Raw genomic sequence first — 19,482 nt, forward strand, 5'->3', positions numbered from 1 at the left:
CTCATTTGAAATTATTTACGCGCCTTCTCGTAACTTATCCAATACACTGCGATCTTCCAATGTCGAAGTATCTCCAGATACCTCTTGTCCGGCAGCTAGATTCCGCAGCAAGCGCCGCATAATCTTACCCGATCGCGTTTTGGGCAAAGAGTCTGTAAAGCGAATTTCTCCAGGACGTGCGATCGCACCTATTTCTTTGACGACGTGCAGTTTAAGTTCTTTAATCAGTTCCTCACTTCCCTGATAAGTGCCTTCTAGAGTCACAAAAGCAACTACTTCTTCACCCTTAAGTTCATCTGGTTTACCCACTACTGCCGCTTCTGCAACCGCTGGATGAGAAACTAAAGCTGATTCTACTTCCATTGTACCGAGTCGATGCCCTGAGACATTCAGTACATCATCCACACGACCCATTACCCAGAAGTAGCCGTCTTCATCTTGTCTAGCACCATCACCAGCAAAGTAAGTATATTTACCATCTTGGGGCGGAATGTGTTCCCAGTAGGTGCGGCGAAAGCGTTCTGGATCGCCGTAGACTGTCCGCATCATTCCTGGCCACGGATGTCGCACCGCCAGATAACCGCCTTCGTTATTGGGTACGGTGTTTCCTTCCAAATCTACGACATCTGCAATAATTCCGGGGAAGGGAAGAGTTGCAGAACCGGGTTTGGTGGGAATCGCCCCTGGTAGCGGTGTAATCATGATACCGCCGGTTTCCGTTTGCCACCAAGTATCCACAATTGGACAGCGATCGCCACCAATAACTTTGTGATACCACATCCAAGCTTCCGGGTTAATTGGTTCGCCAACGGTTCCCAACAAACGCAACGAAGATAAGTTTCGCGCATTCGGATGGTGTTCACCCATCTTAATAAATGCCCGAATTGCTGTAGGTGCGGTATAAAAAATATTAACGCCGTATTTTTCAATTACATCCCAGAAACAGCCAGGATTAGAAGCACGGGGCGCACCTTCATACATTATCGTGGTTGCACCATTGGAAAGGGGGCCGTAGACAATGTAGCTATGTCCCGTAATCCAACCTACATCGGCAGTACACCAATATACATCTGTGTCCTGAAGGTCGAATATCCACTTAGTGGTGATATGGGTATACAGATTATAACCAGCAGTTGTATGCACTACACCCTTCGGTTTGCCCGTACTGCCAGAAGTGTAAAGGACAAACAGCATATCTTCGCTGTCCATTGCTTCGGCGGGACAATCTGCTGATACACCTTTTTGCAAATCGTGCCACCAATGATCGCGTCCGCCCAACTGCATATCAGTTTCTTGTCCGGTGCGCTTGACAACTAGGACGTTTTCTATACTGGGAACAGCACCATCAGCTAAGGCTTTATCTACCTGTTCCTTGAGAGGAACGATCGCATCTTTGCGCCAACCACCATCAGCTGTGATTACCAGTTTAGCTTGAGCATCAATTAAGCGATCGCGCAAAGCTTCGGCACTAAAACCACCAAATACTACGCTGTGGGGTGCGCCAATTCTCGCACAGGCTAACATTGCGATCGCAGCTTCGGGAATCATCGGCATATATATACCGACGCGATCGCCTTTTTGTACGCCTAGTTGCTTCAATACATTAGCGAACTGGCAAACTTCCCGGTGCAGTTGGGCGTAGGTAAGGGTACGGGAATCACCTGGCTCTCCTTCCCAAATCAGTGCAGCTTTATTTTTGCGCCAGGTAGTGAGATGTCTGTCAAGACAGTTGTAAGAAATATTAATTTTACCACCAACGAACCACTTAGCAAAAGGTGGTTGCCAGTCTAAAACTGTATCCCATTTTTGGAACCATTCTAATTCTTTTCCAGCCAAATCTGCCCAAAATTGCTGTGGATCGGCTTTGGCTTGAGCGTAGAGACGCTGATAGTCATCCAGGCTTTTGATATGGGCGTTCTGCGAGAATTCCGAGGTAGGATGAAAAAGGCGGTTCTCTTGTAGGATTGATTCTATAGTTGGTTGAGACATGATTAGTTATGAGTGCGATCGCTATTGTTACTAAAAACCATTTTTAGCCCAGTTGTGCTAGACAATGTTTAGATTTTCGTTAAGCTGGGTAGAAATTGCCGAGTTATTTAGTTTACATTCATTTTCATCTAGCAAAAGCAAGCGATCAAGAAATGTAAAGAGGTTACATTGCAACCTATCTACTGCCAATGTTGCAAAATATAAGTAGTCTTGACAAGAAAAACCTGAAATTATGACGCTCACTGTTGAAGCTAGCAGCTTATCTCTCAACGATGTTCATCGCTTTCTCAAACTAGAAAAGCTTTCCAATGGTTCATTTACAGATTTCTTAAGGCTAGAACCACTCTCTGACTTTGAACAGCAGGATTTATTACGAATCAGAAACGACTTTGATCGTTATTTAAGTGCAGGTAAAATTTCTGAAGGGTTGGTTAAATTCTTAACGATCGCACCCTTAATGCGGCTCTCAGGATTCTACGATGTGCCGATTCGGTTGACAATGGAAGATAGCATTGCGATCGCAGTCGAAGATGAAGACAAAAGAATTACTGGACGGATGGATATTTTAGCAATCAATAATCCTCAAAGTAATATTGCGCCGCCCTTTTTGGTTGTAGTAATTGAAACTAAAAATAGTGCGATTGAAGTGGGTGAGGGTTTACCTCAATTACTTACTTATGCTTTTAAAAGTTTAGATCAACAACCATCAGTTTGGGGTTTGGTAACTAATGGACTGCGTTATCAATTTGTTTATTTAAGACGTGACGAGCAGCCAACTTATCAATTAATGCCATTATTAAATCTGAATGAATCTCCCGGTGCAATTCAGTTGTTACAAGTTTTCAAAGCCATCTGCAAGTTACCGAATTTTCAGTAACATCAACGTAGAATTGCGGAGCGCTCGCTGATAGTCTTTCAGAAGACGAAGTTATTTTTCTTCCTGGTGATATACTGAGTGACGAACCAGCCTTAGAAAGTGACCTGCACCGCGACCAAATCGATTTGCTGATTCGCATACTTAAATTATGGTGGCGAGAGTGTCAAGATTTTTATGCTGATGGCAATTTGACGATTTACTACAGTCCTAACCAAAAAAAATCAGAAAGCTTCCGTGGTCCAGACTTTTTTGTAGTTTTGGGAACCCAGAAAAAAGACCGTAAGAGTTGGGTAGTTTGGCAATAAGACGGGAAATATCCTAACCTGATTGTGGAAATTTTGTCAAGTTCAACGGCAGCAGTTGATAAAGGTTTAAAAAAACAAGTTTATCAAGATACCTTCCGTACCCCAGATTATTTCTGGTTTGCTCCTGTAACAATGGAATTCCAGGGATTTCATCTAGTTGATGGAAAGTATCAAGAAATTCAAACCACTACTGATGGACGTTTTTGGAGTCAGCAGTTAAAACTTTATTTGGGAGTTTATGAAGGTAAATTAAGATTCTTCACTACTGAAAATCAATTAATACTATCATCAGAAGACTTGGCTGAACAAGAACGTTTACGTGCCGCACAGGCAGAAGAACGTGCCGAACGAGCAGAGCAAGAAATTGCTAGACTGCGGGAGGTTTACGTATACAGGGCATCGATCTAGAGAATATTTGATTACATCAGGAAATTAACTAAAGACATTTTCAAGTTAAAATCTAGTTATCAATGTGTAAAAAAAGCGTAATCTTCTGAAAGTAGGGCATCGATTGCAAGCACAAGAAATTAAGGATAAGCTAAAGTCCCTTATCGAGCAAGCCTCCTCGATAGATCATAATTTAGCGAGAAGATTAGATGAAATCAATCGTTGGGTAAAAAACATCAAGCCAGGTTCACTGACTGCAAAACCCTTTGTCATCGCCTTTCTGCTAGAGGTGATTACGGATTCGACAATATGGCTGATGATCAAATCCTTACCTTCAGAAGAGGAACAAAAAGCAAAGTTCGAGATGATGACGCCGATTGAGAGATATTGGTACGGTTATCTATTTCCCAGATGGATCAATGCAAGTGACTCCAAGTTTTATATTTGGAAACAAAAATTGATGGCAGGCGAATTTAATCAGGTTGATAATGATATCATTAGATCAATAGCCCAAGATATTGTTCAGCGAGAAGGTAATTTTTGGCAGCGTTATATTGCCGACCTTTCTATGGCAACAGATTTAATTGTTAGTCGTAACAATCAACCACTGTGCATTCAAGTTACCAGTGTTAGTGAAGAACTCAATCAACAAAAGTACCAAGCTTGGCAAAATACACTGCGATCGTGGGAAATCGAGAGAGGATTGTTCTTAAGTTACAATCCCAAGGACGCTAATTTTGTCAACCAGTTAGTCAACGTGGCCCTGTATAACAGTGATTACCTTTCTGGTGGCAAATATTTGAAATTTTCGTGAAATTTCTGGAATTTGATATTCAAGATTTGTGTTATAGCCTACATACTTACCTGCTAATTACAGCTTCTATGGCTAATAAAAGAGAAACTCACTGCAACAATCAAGTAGATACATTTGCTGAAGCTTTAGCGACAGCGCGACAAATGCAGCAGAACTGGCTAACTTATGGGGTTGATTTTGTCAATATTTACGTTGAGGATGTGGAGGGAGACTGGCTAGAAACGTGGGGACATGATGAAATATTAGGTAATTTTCAATTAGATAATATTAAAGAATTTCTGGTAAGTAATGATAGTGTAGCTGTTAAGATAAGAGAGCATTTAGGCGAGCGATCGCTGTTTGATTTTGCAGTAAACTTAGATGAAGTTTGGAGAATTTCTGAAACCAATGACAGGTTATCTGCTGTAAAAAATCTGTTATCTGGTGAAGGAAATAGTGTTGATACAGATGATATCAGGTTCTTAGATTTAGCAAATACTCTAGTGGGAAAGTTAGCAGAGATTTTGTGAGATTTTTAGTTGCGTAGTGGTAGATTAAATTTTGAAGTTTTATTTTGATTGCCATAGGTTAGCATATAGGCGATCGCTTTTCCAGATAAGCTTTAATAATCTTTGAGATGTGCAATCTTTATCACCGTTAGTAGTAATGGTTGATTCTGAATTTGGTAAATAATGCGGTATTCACCCAAACGAAGCTTATACAGCCCTTCGGTGTCCTTCAATGGATGAGCATCTTCTGAACGTGGATTTAATGCTAGTTCCTCTAACTTTTGTGCTAGCCGTTGCTGCACCTCTGAGTCCAATTCTGTAATTTTCTGCACAGCCGAAGGTACTAATGTTACTTGGTAGCTCATATCCCTAGCTCTCTTTTAATGTCTTCCAAGGGTGTTGTCCCCAGCTCTGCAATTTCCTCTAGTACCTTATAAGCATCTCTTGCATCAGCCTCATCTAACCTTGCTTCAATTAGCTCATGCATCTGCTCTGTTGAGGTAATTTCAATCCCTGGTTCTTCTCTAAGTTTGTCCGTTAATGCATAAAAAGCTTTGCGATTGTCTCGATGTTTCAATACATAAGCTCTTAACTCTTGTTTAGTCATCCCTTGAAAATTTGCCTTAGTCATAAATATCTTACCCTCCCATTTGGCAATATTTCGACTTCAAAACTTTGTCCAGCCAGAATATAAATACGTGTTGTCCGTTCATCTAATCTCACCAAGTAAATTGGTAGGTACATCTGAGTTAAATCCTGACACACTTTAAATAATTCAATTGTTTGTTAATTAGTTGGTTTTATTCAATATAATAATTAGCAAAATACCAGTAAAAAATACCCAATTTGTAGGGTGCATTATTAAGGCATCGTCTATTAAATAGGAATGGCATTGCGAAAAGGTTAATTTATACACCGCACCTTTTCAACTTCAACGCCCAAAGAGCAATTTGACATCAAAAATTACTTTTATCAATATAACTTTAGCAAAAAAGTTAAATAAGTTTCCATTTTGGGAACTATAGACCTATTGAAGGCAGGTAGGTCAAAAGCATTGATTAGTGAAACTGCGAAACTATTGTACCCCTCGGTGGAGAAATTGGTTCAAGAGATTGTGGCAATTAACCACGCATGGAAAGTGGCTTGTGAATTATTCGGACAAGATTCACCCCTATCTGTTTCTTCACGGGATTTAAAAACCTGTTTGCAGGTGCGTTTGTTGCGAAGCTATGCACCAAAACAGGTTTATTTAATTGAGGATAAACAATCAGAAGGTGAACCACTTTACAGCTTACGTCTTCGGAAACCTATAGGAGAACGCCTGTATGCAGAGCATCTCCCAATACGAATAGCTGAAGAAGTTCTTACGGATAAAGAATTAAAGCAATTCAAAAAGATATAACCAAGACAAACAAGAGGGGTGCAGCGTGGAAATAACAAAAGTTTGGAACATTATTTGGCATAACGAACCTTTTCATTGGGCAATTGCTTTTGTGTTAATAGTTGCAATTATTGTCGAGCTTTACACATTATTGCAGTATTGTGGCACAGATGGAGCCTCTATTAAATTTTTGAGTAATTTTAAAAAGGGTAAAAATGTAAAGCTTTCAAACAAAATTCGCCCCTGGTTAAAAGACCATCTAGGAACTGATGACTCTAGTAGATTCAGACAACAAGATGGTAACTTCATACTTATAAAGTATCCATCTGTCTTAGCCCACCCAATACCTCGCAGTTCCCTACGCTTCGTGACAACCTTATGTACTGCTATTGGTCTTTTAGGAACCTTTTATGGTATACAACAGGGACTCCAAGGAATTAATTTATCTACAGAAGATACCAAAGAACTGATAACTGCCAGTAAAGAGCTACTGGTGGGAATGAAAACAGCTTTCTCCACTTCCATGATGGGGCTTGGTTCTGGTAGCTTGTTTCTTCTAGTTTTGTTTGGGTGTGATTCGCTACGCCAGATACGGCGTGATAGTTTGCGTCACAAATTGAAGGCGATCGCAACTTTAAAAACAACAGACAATGCCAACCATGAAATAGCTGAAGCACTTACTCTTGTAGCAAAAAACTTGACTGGGTTAAAGCAGCTAAATGCAGAAGGCATTGGTCAAGCTGTAGGTAGGAGTATTGCAGAACAACTCGCAGGTTTAAATCAGTTGTCAGCCCAAGCTATTGGTCAAGCCGTAGGTCAGCAGATTAAGCCAGCCTTGGGAGAAATATTCAAAGAACAGAAAAAACTCCGAGAAATTCAAGAAAACCAGGGACAGAGAGTTTTAGAAGAGCTCATCAAAGATTTGCGAATTCAGGTACTCGAACCGATTGCAGATCGACTAGATAAAAGTGCAGAGTTAACCCAACAAGCTTCCGAAGCTGTGCTGACTCTGCATAGAGAATTGAGTGGTATATCTCAAAGTTTGGCAAGTTCCATCCTGACAATTGAGAACTTTCAAAAAAAGACTTTGGTAGAACTCCAAGGATTTGCTAAGAATTTGGGAGACACTCTCAATCAATTTAAAACAGATACAAAAGGGGTTTTACAGCAAACAGCCGACGAAATTAATCGAGCTGTAGATCAGAGTATCCAAGGACTGACAGCCCAGCGAAGTGCTTTTGAAACAAGTGCAGTGCAAGCTGCTGCTACCTTCCGAGGAATTCGAGAGGAACTTCAGACAGCGCTACAAGAACGTGCAGCAGTAGAACAGCAGATGCTTCAAGGATTTGCTAACAATATGGGACAAACTTTGAGTCAATTCCAAACTGAAACTACGGCAGTTATACAACAAACAGCCCACGAAATTAATCGAGGTGTAGTTCAGAGTATCGAAGGAATGACAGCCCAGCGAAGTGCTTTTGAAGCAAGTGCAGTGCAAGCTGCTGCTACCTTCCGAGGAATTCGAGAGGAACTTCAGACAGCGCTACAAGAACGTGCAGCAGTAGAACAGCAGATGCTTCAAGGATTTGCTAACAATATGGGACAAACTTTGAGTCAATTCCAAACTGAAACTACGGCAGTTATACAACAAACAGCCCACGAAATTAATCGAGGTGTAGTTCAGAGTATCGAAGGAATGACAGCCCAGCGAAGTGCTTTTGAAGCAAGTGCAGTGCAAGCTGCTGCTACCTTCCGAGGAATTCGAGAGGAACTGCAAACAGCACTACAAGAACGCGCAATAGTAGAACAGGAGACGCTTCAAGCTACTCGGACTGGAATTATCCATATTCTCACCCAAGCAAATAGAACCTTTCATGAGCAAACTAATACTCTACAAACAGTTGGTAATCAAGCTTCTGGGTTGATGAATGGTGCGAAGGATAATCTTCTGGCTACTTTAGGAAATATCGACGCAACACTCACAGCTACCCGCCAAACAGTAGAAGATGATTTGACAAAATTTAGGGAAGAATATCAAACAAATTTACAGACATTCTTTCACAAACAAAACAACTTACTTGAGGTGACGCTAGGCAAACAACAGGAAGGATTATCTGGGGTTGTGAATAATCTCGATCAAGTCTTCAGGGAGGAATTTGAAAGACGTAGTAAATTGACTCAAGAAGTAGACGAAAGTATGACAAAAATTCAGAAGTCCGTCGAACAAATTAACCAATTAGTTATTGCGGCTGGATTAAACGATTCACAACGACTAATACAACTAGCAAATCTTACTACTGATATTGCCAAGCAAGTGAACATAGTTGACAAGTCATACAAAAATTTGAATGAAAAATTCGATAATAGCCTTCAGGCTTGGCAAAGTCATCTTGAAGTTTCTATGCAAAGGACTGTTGATTCACAGTTAAGCTTTTTCCAGCAAGCAGATACTTCTATGGCTAGAGTTTGCGGAGGTTTACTAGAGACAGCAAAAGTTCTAGTTGCTGCACATGATAACCGCCAATTTGGTAATAGTGGAAGTAGTCATGGATGATTTTATCAGAGGTGAAATTAATGCAGAGATTGTAGAGGAGGATGACTCTAGTATCTATCTGTCTATTGCCGATATAATGTCTAGTTTACTAATGTTTTTTGCGTTGCTATTTATCACTACACTACTCCAACTTGCACAAAAAGATGCACCAAAACGGGTAGTAATTGGTAATGTTGTGGGACAGATGAAAAGCAATAACATCAATGTTAAAGTCAACCCAGAAACAGGGGATGTCAGTATCCAAGAATCAATTCTTTTTGCCAAGGGAAGTACAGAACTTAAACCAGAAGGTAAAACCTTCCTACGCAGCTTTATTCCTGTTTACAGTGGCGTTATTTTCTCAAAACCAGAATTTGAGAAGGAAATTAGCCGGGTAGTCATAGAAGGTCACACTAGCTCAGATGGAGACAATAAAACCAATCTACAACTAAGCTTGTTGCGATCAGCATCAGTTTACAACTACATTTTCTATGATATGAATTTCCCTACCAAAGCACCTTTAAGCCAGAAAATATTAGCTGCTGGTCGTGGAGAAATAGAATCTGACAAGAAACGTGATAATCCAGGCGATCGCAAGGTAGTTTTCCGCTTTCAGTTTCGCAGTGATGAGTTAAAGAAAGATACTGTAAAAACCTCTCTTTAAAAGAGCTAAAAAATTGAATTCTCAGTTTTCCATTCCTTCCCTACCTGAAACTCCCCAGTGTAGTCCTAATCAACTTATTCAACTTGCAAGTAAGTTACCAAATGCAACAATATTAATACCAAGTGTTGATAAAGTATTGGAAGCTATTGAACAGGGTAAAGCTGATCGAGTAAGTAGGTTGGACTGGATTTACTGCATCCATGCTAAAGCACAGTGGGATCAGCAAAATATTGACCGATCTAGGAAAATATCAGCAGCCATTTGGAAGGTAGCAATTTCTAACTCATGGTTGCAACATCAGCTATTGTGGCGTTTAGCTCTTTATTATGGTGATTGGCAAGAACAGGTGTTAGCACAGTCTTTCGCTGAATCTTTTGATATCTTTGCTAATTCTGATTTAGTTAGTCACCTGCTACCATTTCAAATTATTCGGGCATTTCGCAGTACACAAGCAGGTATAGAATTAGCAAAAATTGCTTGTGAACACCGTATTAATCGAACTGAATTGCTAAACATAATCAAAGAATATTTACCTGTTTGGATTCCATTATTCAGCAACTTTATAGAAGACATAACTCCCTATTTTACTACAATTCGCTCTCCAAATCAGCAGCAAGTTATATGGCTACTAAGTTGTTTGGATGAAATGTCAGATAGTCAGCAAATAAAAGCTGTTAATCATTTACTCACTAATGTTTCCAATGATATAGCTAGCAATCATTCTTTACTGGTTGATTGGTTGAGACATAACTATAGAAATGGTGAAAATTGGTATAAACTTTCAGATCCAGCAAGGCAAAGACTTCGAGAGTGGATTGGAGGTATCAATTATGGTGATTTCCAAAAGTTAGTAAATCTCATATTGAACAAGCTAGATTTAGAAAACTTCGAGTCAAATCGGCTATGTAGCCGCAGGGATTTTTGGGCTAATTACAGTAACCGCTTTGAACGGCTTCGTATCTTGTTACCCAAGACATCACAAATTGCCATAGGGTATCAAATCCAAGGTGATGTTGATCTATTAGAGGATGATGGTAGCGACCCAACAGAGGTTTGTATATTCGATTTTGGTGAGTGGTTTGTAGTCGAATTCTTTCGTGGAAGAGGTAGTGAGACACGCCTGTTTCCGAAAAATTCCAGAAATGAGCAAATCCTTTTTAGTGAATCCACACTTTCAGTCAAGCGGATTCGTTGTCTGGGTGGCGATAAGCACGATCATGAATTTCTTTGGCAATTCTTTTGCCGCCAATGGCTTGCAAATAAGGGAATTAACCCAAATCCAGGTACTGAATCTTACAGAAACCCGACAGCAGATCAATTACAACAGCGAGAAAACAGGCTTGGGCGGTGGAAAAGAGAAATTGAATATCTGGAACGGCAACATCGAGTCTATGTGTGATATTAGAAATTTTTATAGAGACTACTGATGCACAATAATGGTGTCTCGATTTATTTCAATATAGGAATGCTGCTTAAACAATTCAACTACAGATTGGAAGTTAGCTATAAAAAGTAAAAAGGGATTCCAATTCTGAGTTATTGATATTCCCTGTCGTGATTAAAAGTAATTTATAAGGTTGCTGAACTGTTAAAAAAGAGTTGACAAAATCCACATCTTTAGTAATTAAAATTCGATTCTGTTGAATTGATACGGCATTAATCTCATTATCTGGCGTAGCATTTTCTCCTAATTTTTGTTGTTATTTTCTAATTCTAGATGCGAACTGACAGCAGTCCATTGCGATCGCACTAAGCTAGATATTAAAATATTTTATGTATTAAATAATACTAATATTGTCATTATGACACGGTGATCGCATCCATTCAACCCCCTTCAAAATGCACCACAACCACGTTAAGCTGGACTAGAGTAGCAATTTATTGCGCTTTTTAATATGCAAATCTCTGTTCTTGTCAAATTTTAATTTTTTCTGCTTGAGAAACCCGGAATGCTAGACCGAATTTTTGATTACCTCGACTTTCATTTCAGCGTTGAAGCCCCGATAGTTCTGCTGATCCTGGTGCTTTTAGAGGCGCTGTTATCTGCCGACAATGCCATCGCCCTCGCTGCGATCGCTCGGGGGCTGGAAGACAAAGAACTTGAGCGCAAAGCTTTGAACTTTGGTTTAGTCGTTGCCTATGTGCTGCGAATCACCCTGATTTTAACTGCCACTTGGGTACAACAATTCTGGCAATTTGAATTATTGGGCGCTGCTTATCTGCTTTGGTTGGTATTCCAACACTTTACCTCGGAAGAATCCAAAGACGATCGCCATCACGGGCCGCGCTTTAATTCATTGTTGCAAGCGATACCCGTAATTGCATTTACAGATTTGGCATTTTCTTTGGATAGCGTGACAACTGCGATCGCAGTTTCTCAAGAAAAATGGCTAGTACTGACGGGTGCAACAATTGGTATTATTACGCTGCGATTCATGGCGGGATTGTTTATCCGTTGGCTAGACGAATATGAAAACCTAGAAGACGCAGGCTATGTAACTGTGGCCTTGGTGGGCTTACGTTTGTTGTTGAAAGTGGTGAACGATAGTTTAGTTCCACCAGAATGGATCATGATTGCTGCCATCTTCCTGATTTTAGGCTGGGGATTTTCTAAGCGCGTTAGTACTGAATTACCCCAAGTGGAACCAGAAAAGAGCGAAGTCTCTAAGTAAGTGAGGAGTGAGGAGTGAGAAATTTTTAATTCCTAACTCCTTTACAGACGCGATTAATCGCGTCTCTACTCCTAACTTTTGTACAGACGCGATTAATCGTGTCTCCCCCTTACTCGTGTAACCAAGGCGTTAAGTGTGGTTGCCAACTGACCAATTCTTCATCCTTAAACCATAGGGCTATTTCCCGTTGCGCGGTTTCTTGAGCATCAGAACCGTGGATTAAGTTGCGACCAATATTTAGACCAAAATCGCCGCGAATCGTTCCTGGCTCTGCTGTTAAAGGGTTTGTCGCACCAATAATCTTTCTAGCAGATGCAACGACGCCATCACCTTCCCATACCATCGCCACCACTGGGCTAGAAGTGATAAATTCGACTAGACCACCAAAAAAGGGACGTTCTCGGTGAACATCATAGTGTTGTTCAGCCAATTCCCGACTGACTTTCAGGAACTTTAAACCAACTAGGGTAAAACCTTTAGTTTCAAAGCGACGGATAATTTCCCCCACTAATCCCCGCTGTACTCCATCAGGCTTAATTGCTAAGAATGTACGTTCCATTGCTATCTCCCAAAGCTTAATAAAGTTTTTATCTAGTCAATTGTCCTACCCTGCGGGAAGCCGCTGGCGCGTCTATGTCATTTGTCATTTGTTCTTCATCCTCTGTATTGAGTCCAAGGATTTTGCACTAATGACCCGTGACTAATGACCCTTCGGGTTCGCCAGTTGCTCATGGGGGAAACCCCCAAGACCGCACTGGCTCACCAATGACTAATGACATACAACTCTTGACCAATCAGAGTTTATCTCAGAAATTATCTTTGGGTGCATATACGTTCTCAGATGAATGCGCTAAATTGTTAACTCGTGGGTGAAAAACAGAGGTTAGGAAGAAATGGGTGTTGAGTCAACTGCTACATCTGACGAGGTGGTACTACCGTCCAATGGACAAAAATCTGAAGTGAAAAATCATAAACAAAAAAAACTGTTACCACCTAGTCCTACCACAGGAGATTTACCTCGCTCCTGGAAAATTGAGGATAGCGAAGCCTTGTACCGCATTGAAGGATGGGGACAACCTTATTTTTCCATTAGTGCTGCTGGTCACGTTACCGTAGCACCCAAGGGCGATCGCGGGGGATCTCTTGACTTGTTTGAATTAGTCAACGCCTTGAAACAGCGCAACTTGGGACTTCCCATGTTGATTCGCTTTTCCGATATTTTGGAAGACCGAATTGAGCGGTTGAACGCTTGTTTTAATAAAGCGATCGCTCGCTACAATTACCCTGGTGTCTACCGTGGCGTGTTTCCTGTCAAATGCAACCAAGAGCGGCATTTGATCGAGGATTTAGTAAAATTTGGCAAACCCCATCAATTTGGTTTAGAAGCCGGTTCCAAGCCAGAATTAATGATTGCTCTGGCTGTCTTGGATACACCAGGAGCATTGTTAGTTTGCAACGGCTACAAAGACCGAGAATACATCGAAACGGCAATGTTAGCCCAAAGACTAGGGCAAACACCAATCATTGTCTTAGAACAGATTGAAGAGGTTGATTTGGTGATTAATGCCAATCGCCAGCTAGGTATTAAGCCGATATTAGGTGTTCGTGCTAAACTCAGTACCCAAGGCATGGGACGTTGGGGAGCCTCTAGTGGCGATCGCGCTAAATTTGGTTTGACAATGCCTGAGGTAATCGAGGCTGTGGACAAGTTACGGGAAGCTAACCTGCTTGATTCTTTGCAGTTGATGCACTTCCATATTGGCTCACAAATCTCTGCCATTAATGTGATTAAAGATGCCATCCAAGAAGCCAGCCGGATTTATGTAGAATTGGCGATGCTGGGGGCGGATATGAAATACCTTGATGTTGGTGGTGGCTTGGGCGTAGATTACGATGGCTCCCAAACCAACTTCTATGCATCGAAAAATTACAACATGCAGAACTATGCCAACGACATCGTGGCAGAGTTAAAAGATACCTGTGCTGAACGGCAGATTACCGTACCAACACTGATTAGTGAAAGTGGACGAGCGATCGCTTCCCATCAATCAGTCCTGATCTTTGATGTCCTCAGTACCAGTGACGTACCATTGGATACGCCAGAACCTCCACAAGAGGGTGAATCCCCAATTATTAATTATCTTTGGGAAAGCTTTCAATCCATCAACCAAGAAAATTACCAAGAGTTGTACCACGATGCTGCACAATTTAAAGAAGAAGCCATCAGTCGTTTCAACTTAGGAATTTTACGCCTCAGAGAACGAGCCAAAGCTGAACGGCTCTACTGGGCTTGTTGTCAAAAAATTCTTAACATCACTAGACAGCAAGAATACGTACCCGATGAACTGGAAGACCTAGAAAAGATTATGGCTTCCATCTACTACGTGAATATGTCAGTGTTTCAATCAGCACCAGATTGCTGGGCGATCGATCAGCTATTCCCGATCATGCCAATCCACCGCTTGGATGAAGAACCAATTCGGCGGGGAATTTTGGCAGACCTCACTTGCGACAGTGATGGTAAAATCGACCGCTTTATTGACCTGCGCGATGTCAAGTCGGTTTTAGAGTTGCACACCTATAAGCCCGGAGAACCTTATTATTTGGGGATGTTCTTGAATGGAGCTTATCAAGAAATCATGGGTAATTTGCACAACCTATTTGGCGACACCAACGCTGTTCACATCCAATTAACACCCAAAGGCTACCAGATTGAACACGTTGTCAAAGGTGACACTATGAGTGAAGTGGTAAGCTACGTCCAGTACGACTCCGAAGACATGGTGGAAAACATTCGCCAGCGTTGCGAGAAAGCATTAGAAGAAAAACGCATCACCCTAGCAGAATCTCAGCGACTACTGCAAACCTACGAGCAGAGTCTCAGAAGATATACGTACTTAAATAGTTAGGATTGGGCATTGGGCATTGGAAAGAGGCAGAGGGGAAAAATCTTCTCCCTGCTCCCCATGCCCCATTCTCTAATTTACATTTGTCCCCAACAATTCCTCTATCGCTTGTCGCTCAACAGGGGTATGTGATGGTGGTGTCTGACGGGCATCGGTAATCAGCCAGTCTAAAGCAGCAGCTTGAACATCGATCGCAGCGCCAGTTTTATCTACGCAATAACGTCCAAATACCAGTTTATCGACTAACCGGACTCCAGGGCCCAGGCGCGACCATTCAAAAATCACGCTATTTTCCACTGTTGCGCCACTACAAATCCAACAATTGGGGCCAATCATTGCTGGGCCGACAATTTTAGCTCCGTCTTCGATTCTCGTCATTCCGCCAATGTAAACGGGGCCTGTAATATCCACCTTGTCCCAATTGACGGCGACATTTAAGCCAGTGTAAATGCCAGGGGCGACTTCATGACCAGGGATTTGCACATTTTTGATTTCACCCAGCAGCACTCCACGAATCGCCCGCCAATAGTCTGGTACTTTACCAATATCTACCCATTCAAAGTCCATAGGGATGGCGTAAAAGGGAGCTTTGATTTCTACCAATTTGGGAAATAGTTGACTACCAATGTCATATTCCACATCAGAGGGGATATAGTTAAAAACTTCTGGCTCAAAGATGTAAATACCTGTGTTGATGTTGGTACTCAGGGCTTCTTCAGTTGAAGGTTTTTCTTGGAAAGCTTTGACACGACCCTCTTCGTCAGTGACAACCACACCGTAGCTAGAAACTTCTTCTTTGGGGACAGATTTTGTAATAATAGTGGCGATCGAGCCTTTAGCTCTATGCCATTTGACCGCCGCAGTTAAATCCAAGTCAATCAAAGCATCACCGCACAAAACCACAAAGGTATCATCAAAAAACGGTGAGAAGTCTTGGATACGGCGCATCCCTCCAGCTGAACCGATTGCTTCCCCCTCCAGTTTACCGTCGTCATCAATTTTCCCTTCAAAGGAATAGGCAATCTGTACCCCAAAGCGTTGACCGTCACGGAAATAGTTTTCTATTTCCTCAGCCAAATGACTAACGTTGACCATAATCTGGTCAAATCCATGTTGGCGTAACAGTTCCAGCAAGAACTCCATCACTGGCTTTTGCAGGATGGGAATCATCGGTTTGGGAATTGTATAGGTAATCGGACGCACGCGAGTACCCTTGCCAGCCGCGAGAATCATCGCTTTCATAAAAATTTATTCCTCAACCACAAGCCAGTTTACTTTCATCGAGTGATACTTAATCATCAGTTTTTATTTCTGCTCTAAGTCATCCCTCACAACAGGGATAACAGGACTTTAGTGGTTATTGCAACCATCAATATACTTAGATGATAAGCGATCGCTTATCTTTTCAATTTACTCGGATTTTGGGGCTGAATCAAAAATCTGTAAATTATCTGTAGGGCTACTTTTGGCTTTCTTAGTTCATTGGGTGTTCAAGGGGTCTAAGTAAGCGAATTTTAATCTCATGGTAAAACTCCTCTTGAAATAGCTCTACTTTTGATTGAGCCGAGAGTAGTAGTAGTGCCCAGAAAACGCTAACTAGTTTGCTGTGTTTAGACTCATGTCCAGACCCATTTTTGTTCAAAAGTTTTGTCTGAGTCCACAACTCTACGAGTTGTTCTAAATTCAACCAATTTTGTTCTGAATTTAACTCTCTTGCTGACAAATTCAACACCTGCTCCAGTTCTCCAGCAACTTCTGTCAAATTTTCCTGATGAGCTAACTCTAGCGCCTCCCGCATACTTTGGACGCTAGGTTGACGCCTAGGACGGAGAGGTTTGCTGACTTTTTCTACTAGTTTCAGTTGGTTAGCCATGATCTGCAATTGCTTGATTAACTCTTGCAGAGTCACACGGCGTTTTGGTGGCGGCATTGCCGCTGGACGACGACGCAATTGCCGTTCTAATGGTAGACGATGACCTTGATGTGATACACCGTCTTCATCTGCCAATAGAGCATCATCTTCTACACCATCCTGTGCATCTCCTACTGTTGACAACTGCATCAAAGTATTGGCTTTGAATAGTACCAGCATTGATGCTGACAAAAATGCCTGTCCCGATTGAGACAAATCCGCTTCATAACCTCTTGTTATTGCCCCTGGTGCCATCAGTTCTAAATAGCGGTCAATTACCTCAATCACTTGGACATCCCAAGGATCAATTTCCCCCTGCTCGGCTTGGTAAATCAAAAATGTAATTGTTTCTAAGAGCTCGGAAGCTTCCATCAACAGGTTCTAAGTTAATTAATGAGAATAAAAAGACTGTAAATTCAACACTAAACTAATTGACTATTGGCAAAGCGACTCTATACATTCGCTTGTGCTGCTTTTATTCTGGAATTGCCTGCTGGTAGTATCCTCTAAAATTTGTAATCAACCACCATTGTGAATTGTGAGATCAGATTGTGCAACTTTTGACCTTGGGCATTGGGCATTGGGTATTGGGAAAGAGAAGGCAGGAGGCAGAAGTTCTAAAATGTTTGAATTTTGAATTTTGAATTGATTTCTCCCCCTGCCCTTCTGCCTTCTTAATCAGGGGGCGAGTCATGGGCAACAGTGACAGTTGGTACAAAGTCACTAGGCTTGCCGCTTTTAATCGCATCGAAAGTGCCTTTAATAGTACCAGCAATAGGAACAGCAACAAGTGTCCCCAACAATCCAGCAATCTCAAATCCCATCAAAATAGCCACAAAAATCCAGATAGGATTCAGTCCAATAAAGTTGCCGAGTAACCTGGGAGCTAACAGGTTATCTTTAAGCTGCTGCATGAGAACCGCCGCTATGGCAACTTGAACTGCCAACCACCAATTTTGCAACAGTACTAAAATCGTCACCAGACTAATGCCTAGAGACGCCCCAATAAAGGGAATGAGTTCTGAAATACCAATTAGTATGGCAAACAACAGAGCAAATGGCACCTTCATCACTAGGAAAATTGGCGTCAGGGTTAGCACCATGAACAGTCCTAGCAACAACTGGCTGAGGAAGAAATTCTGGAAATTTAGGCGCAAGGATGTGGTCAGGGGATCTCCAATATTAGAGGGCAAAAGATTGATCAGACCATACCAGACGCGATCGCCATATAAAAGCATATAAAATGCAAGCACAATGACTAACACTAAGTCCAGTAATCCTGACAGCAATGTTCCAGCAAATCCCACTGCACCAGAAGCTAGCTGTTGCACTAGATTCTGAATGTTGGCATTGATTTGACTGCTCACAACCCTCAGATCAATTGGCAAACGTCGTTGCTTTGCCAGCATCTCAAACTGCTCTAGGTTTGCTTGACTAGCGCCTAACCAATCAGGGATCTTATTTAACAATTGGATTGTTTGGTCAATGATCAACGGCACTAGGGTGACGCCCAAAATCCCAAACAGGGTTAATGTTGCAAGTAGAACTATAATCACCGCCTGAGTGCGAGTGATCCGAGCCCGTTCAAAGAACTTAACCGGGTAATTGAGCAGAAAAGCCAGAATTGCCGCAATACTCAAGACGGTAATGGGATGCTGGAAATAGCGGAAAAGCACAGACAGCAGCCAGACATTGAGAGCGATAATCGGACCGCTCAGACCATAAATTAACAGGCGTCGAAGGGAAGCCGAACGGCGCATCTTATGCAACCTATTTTAGTTATTCCTTGAGAGAATTTGTAAAATTCTTGATGGCGCTGATCATCATCTGATCATCATCATAGATATTTTTAGCAAAGACATATATAAGCGTATCTGATAGCAAGGAAACAAATCACAATGGACAAAACCGTAGCTGATCTTCGTAAAGACTACACCTTGGAAGGTTTGAGCGAACTCGAAGTAGACCTCAATCCTTTTATCCAATTTAAAAAATGGTTCGATCAAGCTCTAGCAGCACAACTCCCCGAACCCAATGCCATGACTATTGCCACCGCCACACCTGACGGTAAGCCCTCAGCCAGAATGGTGCTGCTCAAGAATTTTGATGAACGGGGTTTTACCTTCTTTACCAACTACAACAGTCACAAAGGACAAGAACTGGCAGAAAATCCCCAAGCGGCTTTAGTCTTTTGGTGGGCAGAACTGGAACGTCAAGTCCGAATTTCGGGGTATGTGGAGAAAGTTTCCGAAACTGAGTCCGACCAGTATTTTCACAGTCGTCCTGCCAACAGTCGTTTGGGTGCGTGGGTATCTAATCAAAGCGAGGTGATAGAAAGCCGAGAAGTCCTGGAGCGACGTTTGCAGGAGTTCCAGAGCAAATATGAAAATAAGGAGATTCTTCGACCGCCTCATTGGGGAGGCTTACGAGTGATCCCCACAGAAATTGAGTTTTGGCAAGGACGCCCTAGCCGTCTGCACGATCGCTTGCTCTATAGACGTTTAGATAATGGCACTTGGAATATTGAGCGGTTGTCACCCTGAGGAAGAGGCAG

General features: G+C 41.9%; 19 protein-coding genes and 1 pseudogene. 12 read left to right on the plus strand and 8 right to left on the minus strand.

Features of this window, described 5'->3' with window-relative positions; translation table 11 throughout:
• Positions 1-15: 15 nt before the first annotated feature.
• Complete coding sequence (gene acs / locus HWQ44_RS27490; protein ID WP_292725154.1) at positions 16-1,989, minus strand: acetate--CoA ligase; 1,974 nt, start codon at positions 1,987-1,989, stop codon at positions 16-18.
• A 232-nt stretch (positions 1,990-2,221) separates the two neighbouring features.
• Here acs and HWQ44_RS27495 point away from each other — a divergent pair, with 232 nt between their 5' ends.
• The 4 genes and pseudogenes from HWQ44_RS27495 (at position 2,222) to HWQ44_RS27510 (ending at position 4,881) form a co-directional block, all read left to right on the plus strand.
• Positions 2,222-2,866 (plus strand): restriction endonuclease subunit R, encoded by a 645-nt coding sequence (locus HWQ44_RS27495; RefSeq protein ID WP_292725155.1) that lies wholly within the window; start codon positions 2,222-2,224, stop codon positions 2,864-2,866.
• 53 nt (positions 2,867-2,919) lie between these two features.
• Positions 2,920-3,579: pseudogene (locus tag HWQ44_RS27500) on the plus strand (Uma2 family endonuclease).
• A 103-nt stretch (positions 3,580-3,682) separates the two neighbouring features.
• Positions 3,683-4,372: a hypothetical protein gene (locus tag HWQ44_RS27505; RefSeq protein WP_292725156.1), complete on the plus strand. Its 690-nt coding sequence runs from the start codon at positions 3,683-3,685 to the stop codon at positions 4,370-4,372.
• 68 nt (positions 4,373-4,440) lie between these two features.
• Complete coding sequence (locus tag HWQ44_RS27510) at positions 4,441-4,881, plus strand: hypothetical protein (protein WP_292725206.1); 441 nt, start codon at positions 4,441-4,443, stop codon at positions 4,879-4,881.
• Positions 4,882-4,973: 92 nt separating this feature from the next.
• On the opposite strand, the gene HWQ44_RS27515 is transcribed toward HWQ44_RS27510, so the two are convergent.
• A complete protein-coding gene (locus tag HWQ44_RS27515; protein ID WP_292725157.1) occupies positions 4,974-5,225 on the minus strand; it encodes a type II toxin-antitoxin system RelE/ParE family toxin in 252 nt (83 codons plus the stop codon).
• Positions 5,222-5,491, minus strand: a complete 270-nt coding sequence (locus tag HWQ44_RS27520; RefSeq protein ID WP_292725158.1) for a hypothetical protein — start codon at positions 5,489-5,491, stop codon at positions 5,222-5,224. Before HWQ44_RS27520 ends, HWQ44_RS27515 begins: the two co-directional genes overlap by 4 nt.
• Positions 5,492-5,872: 381 nt before the next feature.
• Between HWQ44_RS27520 and HWQ44_RS27525 the strand changes: the two genes are divergently transcribed.
• From HWQ44_RS27525 to HWQ44_RS27540, 4 genes are read left to right on the plus strand one after another with little or no spacing between them, the layout of a single operon-like run.
• The gene (locus HWQ44_RS27525) at positions 5,873-6,262 is read left to right on the plus strand and encodes a hypothetical protein (protein ID WP_292725159.1); all 390 of its coding nucleotides are present in this window, start codon (positions 5,873-5,875) and stop codon (positions 6,260-6,262) included.
• 25 nt (positions 6,263-6,287) lie between these two features.
• Complete coding sequence (locus tag HWQ44_RS27530; protein WP_292725160.1) at positions 6,288-8,795, plus strand: hypothetical protein; 2,508 nt, start codon at positions 6,288-6,290, stop codon at positions 8,793-8,795.
• Positions 8,752-9,438: an OmpA family protein gene (locus tag HWQ44_RS27535; protein WP_292725161.1), complete on the plus strand. Its 687-nt coding sequence runs from the start codon at positions 8,752-8,754 to the stop codon at positions 9,436-9,438. The genes HWQ44_RS27530 and HWQ44_RS27535 overlap by 44 nt, the downstream gene beginning before the upstream one ends.
• A gap of 13 nt (positions 9,439-9,451) precedes the next feature.
• A complete protein-coding gene (locus HWQ44_RS27540) occupies positions 9,452-10,837 on the plus strand; it encodes an EH signature domain-containing protein (RefSeq protein WP_292725162.1) in 1,386 nt (461 codons plus the stop codon).
• A 100-nt stretch (positions 10,838-10,937) separates the two neighbouring features.
• Here HWQ44_RS27540 and HWQ44_RS27545 read toward each other — a convergent pair whose 3' ends face one another.
• The gene (locus HWQ44_RS27545; protein ID WP_334727543.1) at positions 10,938-11,099 is read right to left on the minus strand and encodes a DUF5615 family PIN-like protein; all 162 of its coding nucleotides are present in this window, start codon (positions 11,097-11,099) and stop codon (positions 10,938-10,940) included.
• 288 nt (positions 11,100-11,387) lie between these two features.
• Between HWQ44_RS27545 and HWQ44_RS27550 the strand changes: the two genes are divergently transcribed.
• Positions 11,388-12,110, plus strand: a complete 723-nt coding sequence (locus tag HWQ44_RS27550) for a TerC family protein (RefSeq protein ID WP_292725163.1) — start codon at positions 11,388-11,390, stop codon at positions 12,108-12,110.
• Between the two features lie 109 nt (positions 12,111-12,219).
• Here the strand turns inward: HWQ44_RS27550 and ndk are convergent, their stop codons facing one another.
• A complete protein-coding gene (gene ndk / locus HWQ44_RS27555; RefSeq protein WP_191758145.1) occupies positions 12,220-12,669 on the minus strand; it encodes a nucleoside-diphosphate kinase in 450 nt (149 codons plus the stop codon).
• 137 nt (positions 12,670-12,806) lie between these two features.
• Here ndk and HWQ44_RS27560 point away from each other — a divergent pair, with 137 nt between their 5' ends.
• Together HWQ44_RS27560 and speA are read left to right on the plus strand one after the other, a co-directional pair.
• Positions 12,807-12,983, plus strand: coding sequence for a hypothetical protein (locus tag HWQ44_RS27560; RefSeq protein WP_292725164.1), 177 nt, complete (start codon positions 12,807-12,809; stop codon positions 12,981-12,983).
• A 20-nt stretch (positions 12,984-13,003) separates the two neighbouring features.
• The gene (gene speA, locus HWQ44_RS27565; RefSeq protein WP_292725165.1) at positions 13,004-15,019 is read left to right on the plus strand and encodes a biosynthetic arginine decarboxylase; all 2,016 of its coding nucleotides are present in this window, start codon (positions 13,004-13,006) and stop codon (positions 15,017-15,019) included.
• Positions 15,020-15,088: 69 nt separating this feature from the next.
• Here speA and HWQ44_RS27570 read toward each other — a convergent pair whose 3' ends face one another.
• From HWQ44_RS27570 to HWQ44_RS27580, 3 genes are all read right to left on the minus strand, one after another.
• Complete coding sequence (locus tag HWQ44_RS27570; RefSeq protein ID WP_292725166.1) at positions 15,089-16,258, minus strand: NDP-sugar synthase; 1,170 nt, start codon at positions 16,256-16,258, stop codon at positions 15,089-15,091.
• A gap of 232 nt (positions 16,259-16,490) precedes the next feature.
• Positions 16,491-17,300: a ScpA family protein gene (locus HWQ44_RS27575; protein WP_292725167.1), complete on the minus strand. Its 810-nt coding sequence runs from the start codon at positions 17,298-17,300 to the stop codon at positions 16,491-16,493.
• A gap of 302 nt (positions 17,301-17,602) precedes the next feature.
• The gene (locus tag HWQ44_RS27580; RefSeq protein ID WP_292725168.1) at positions 17,603-18,688 is read right to left on the minus strand and encodes an AI-2E family transporter; all 1,086 of its coding nucleotides are present in this window, start codon (positions 18,686-18,688) and stop codon (positions 17,603-17,605) included.
• Between the two features lie 138 nt (positions 18,689-18,826).
• Between HWQ44_RS27580 and pdxH the strand changes: the two genes are divergently transcribed.
• Positions 18,827-19,471 (plus strand): pyridoxamine 5'-phosphate oxidase, encoded by a 645-nt coding sequence (gene pdxH / locus HWQ44_RS27585; RefSeq protein ID WP_292725169.1) that lies wholly within the window; start codon positions 18,827-18,829, stop codon positions 19,469-19,471.
• Positions 19,472-19,482 lie beyond the last annotated feature (11 nt).

Source organism: Nostoc sp. JL34 (assembly GCF_017114945.1).
Taxonomy (GTDB): Bacteria; Cyanobacteriota; Cyanobacteriia; order Cyanobacteriales; family Nostocaceae; genus Nostoc.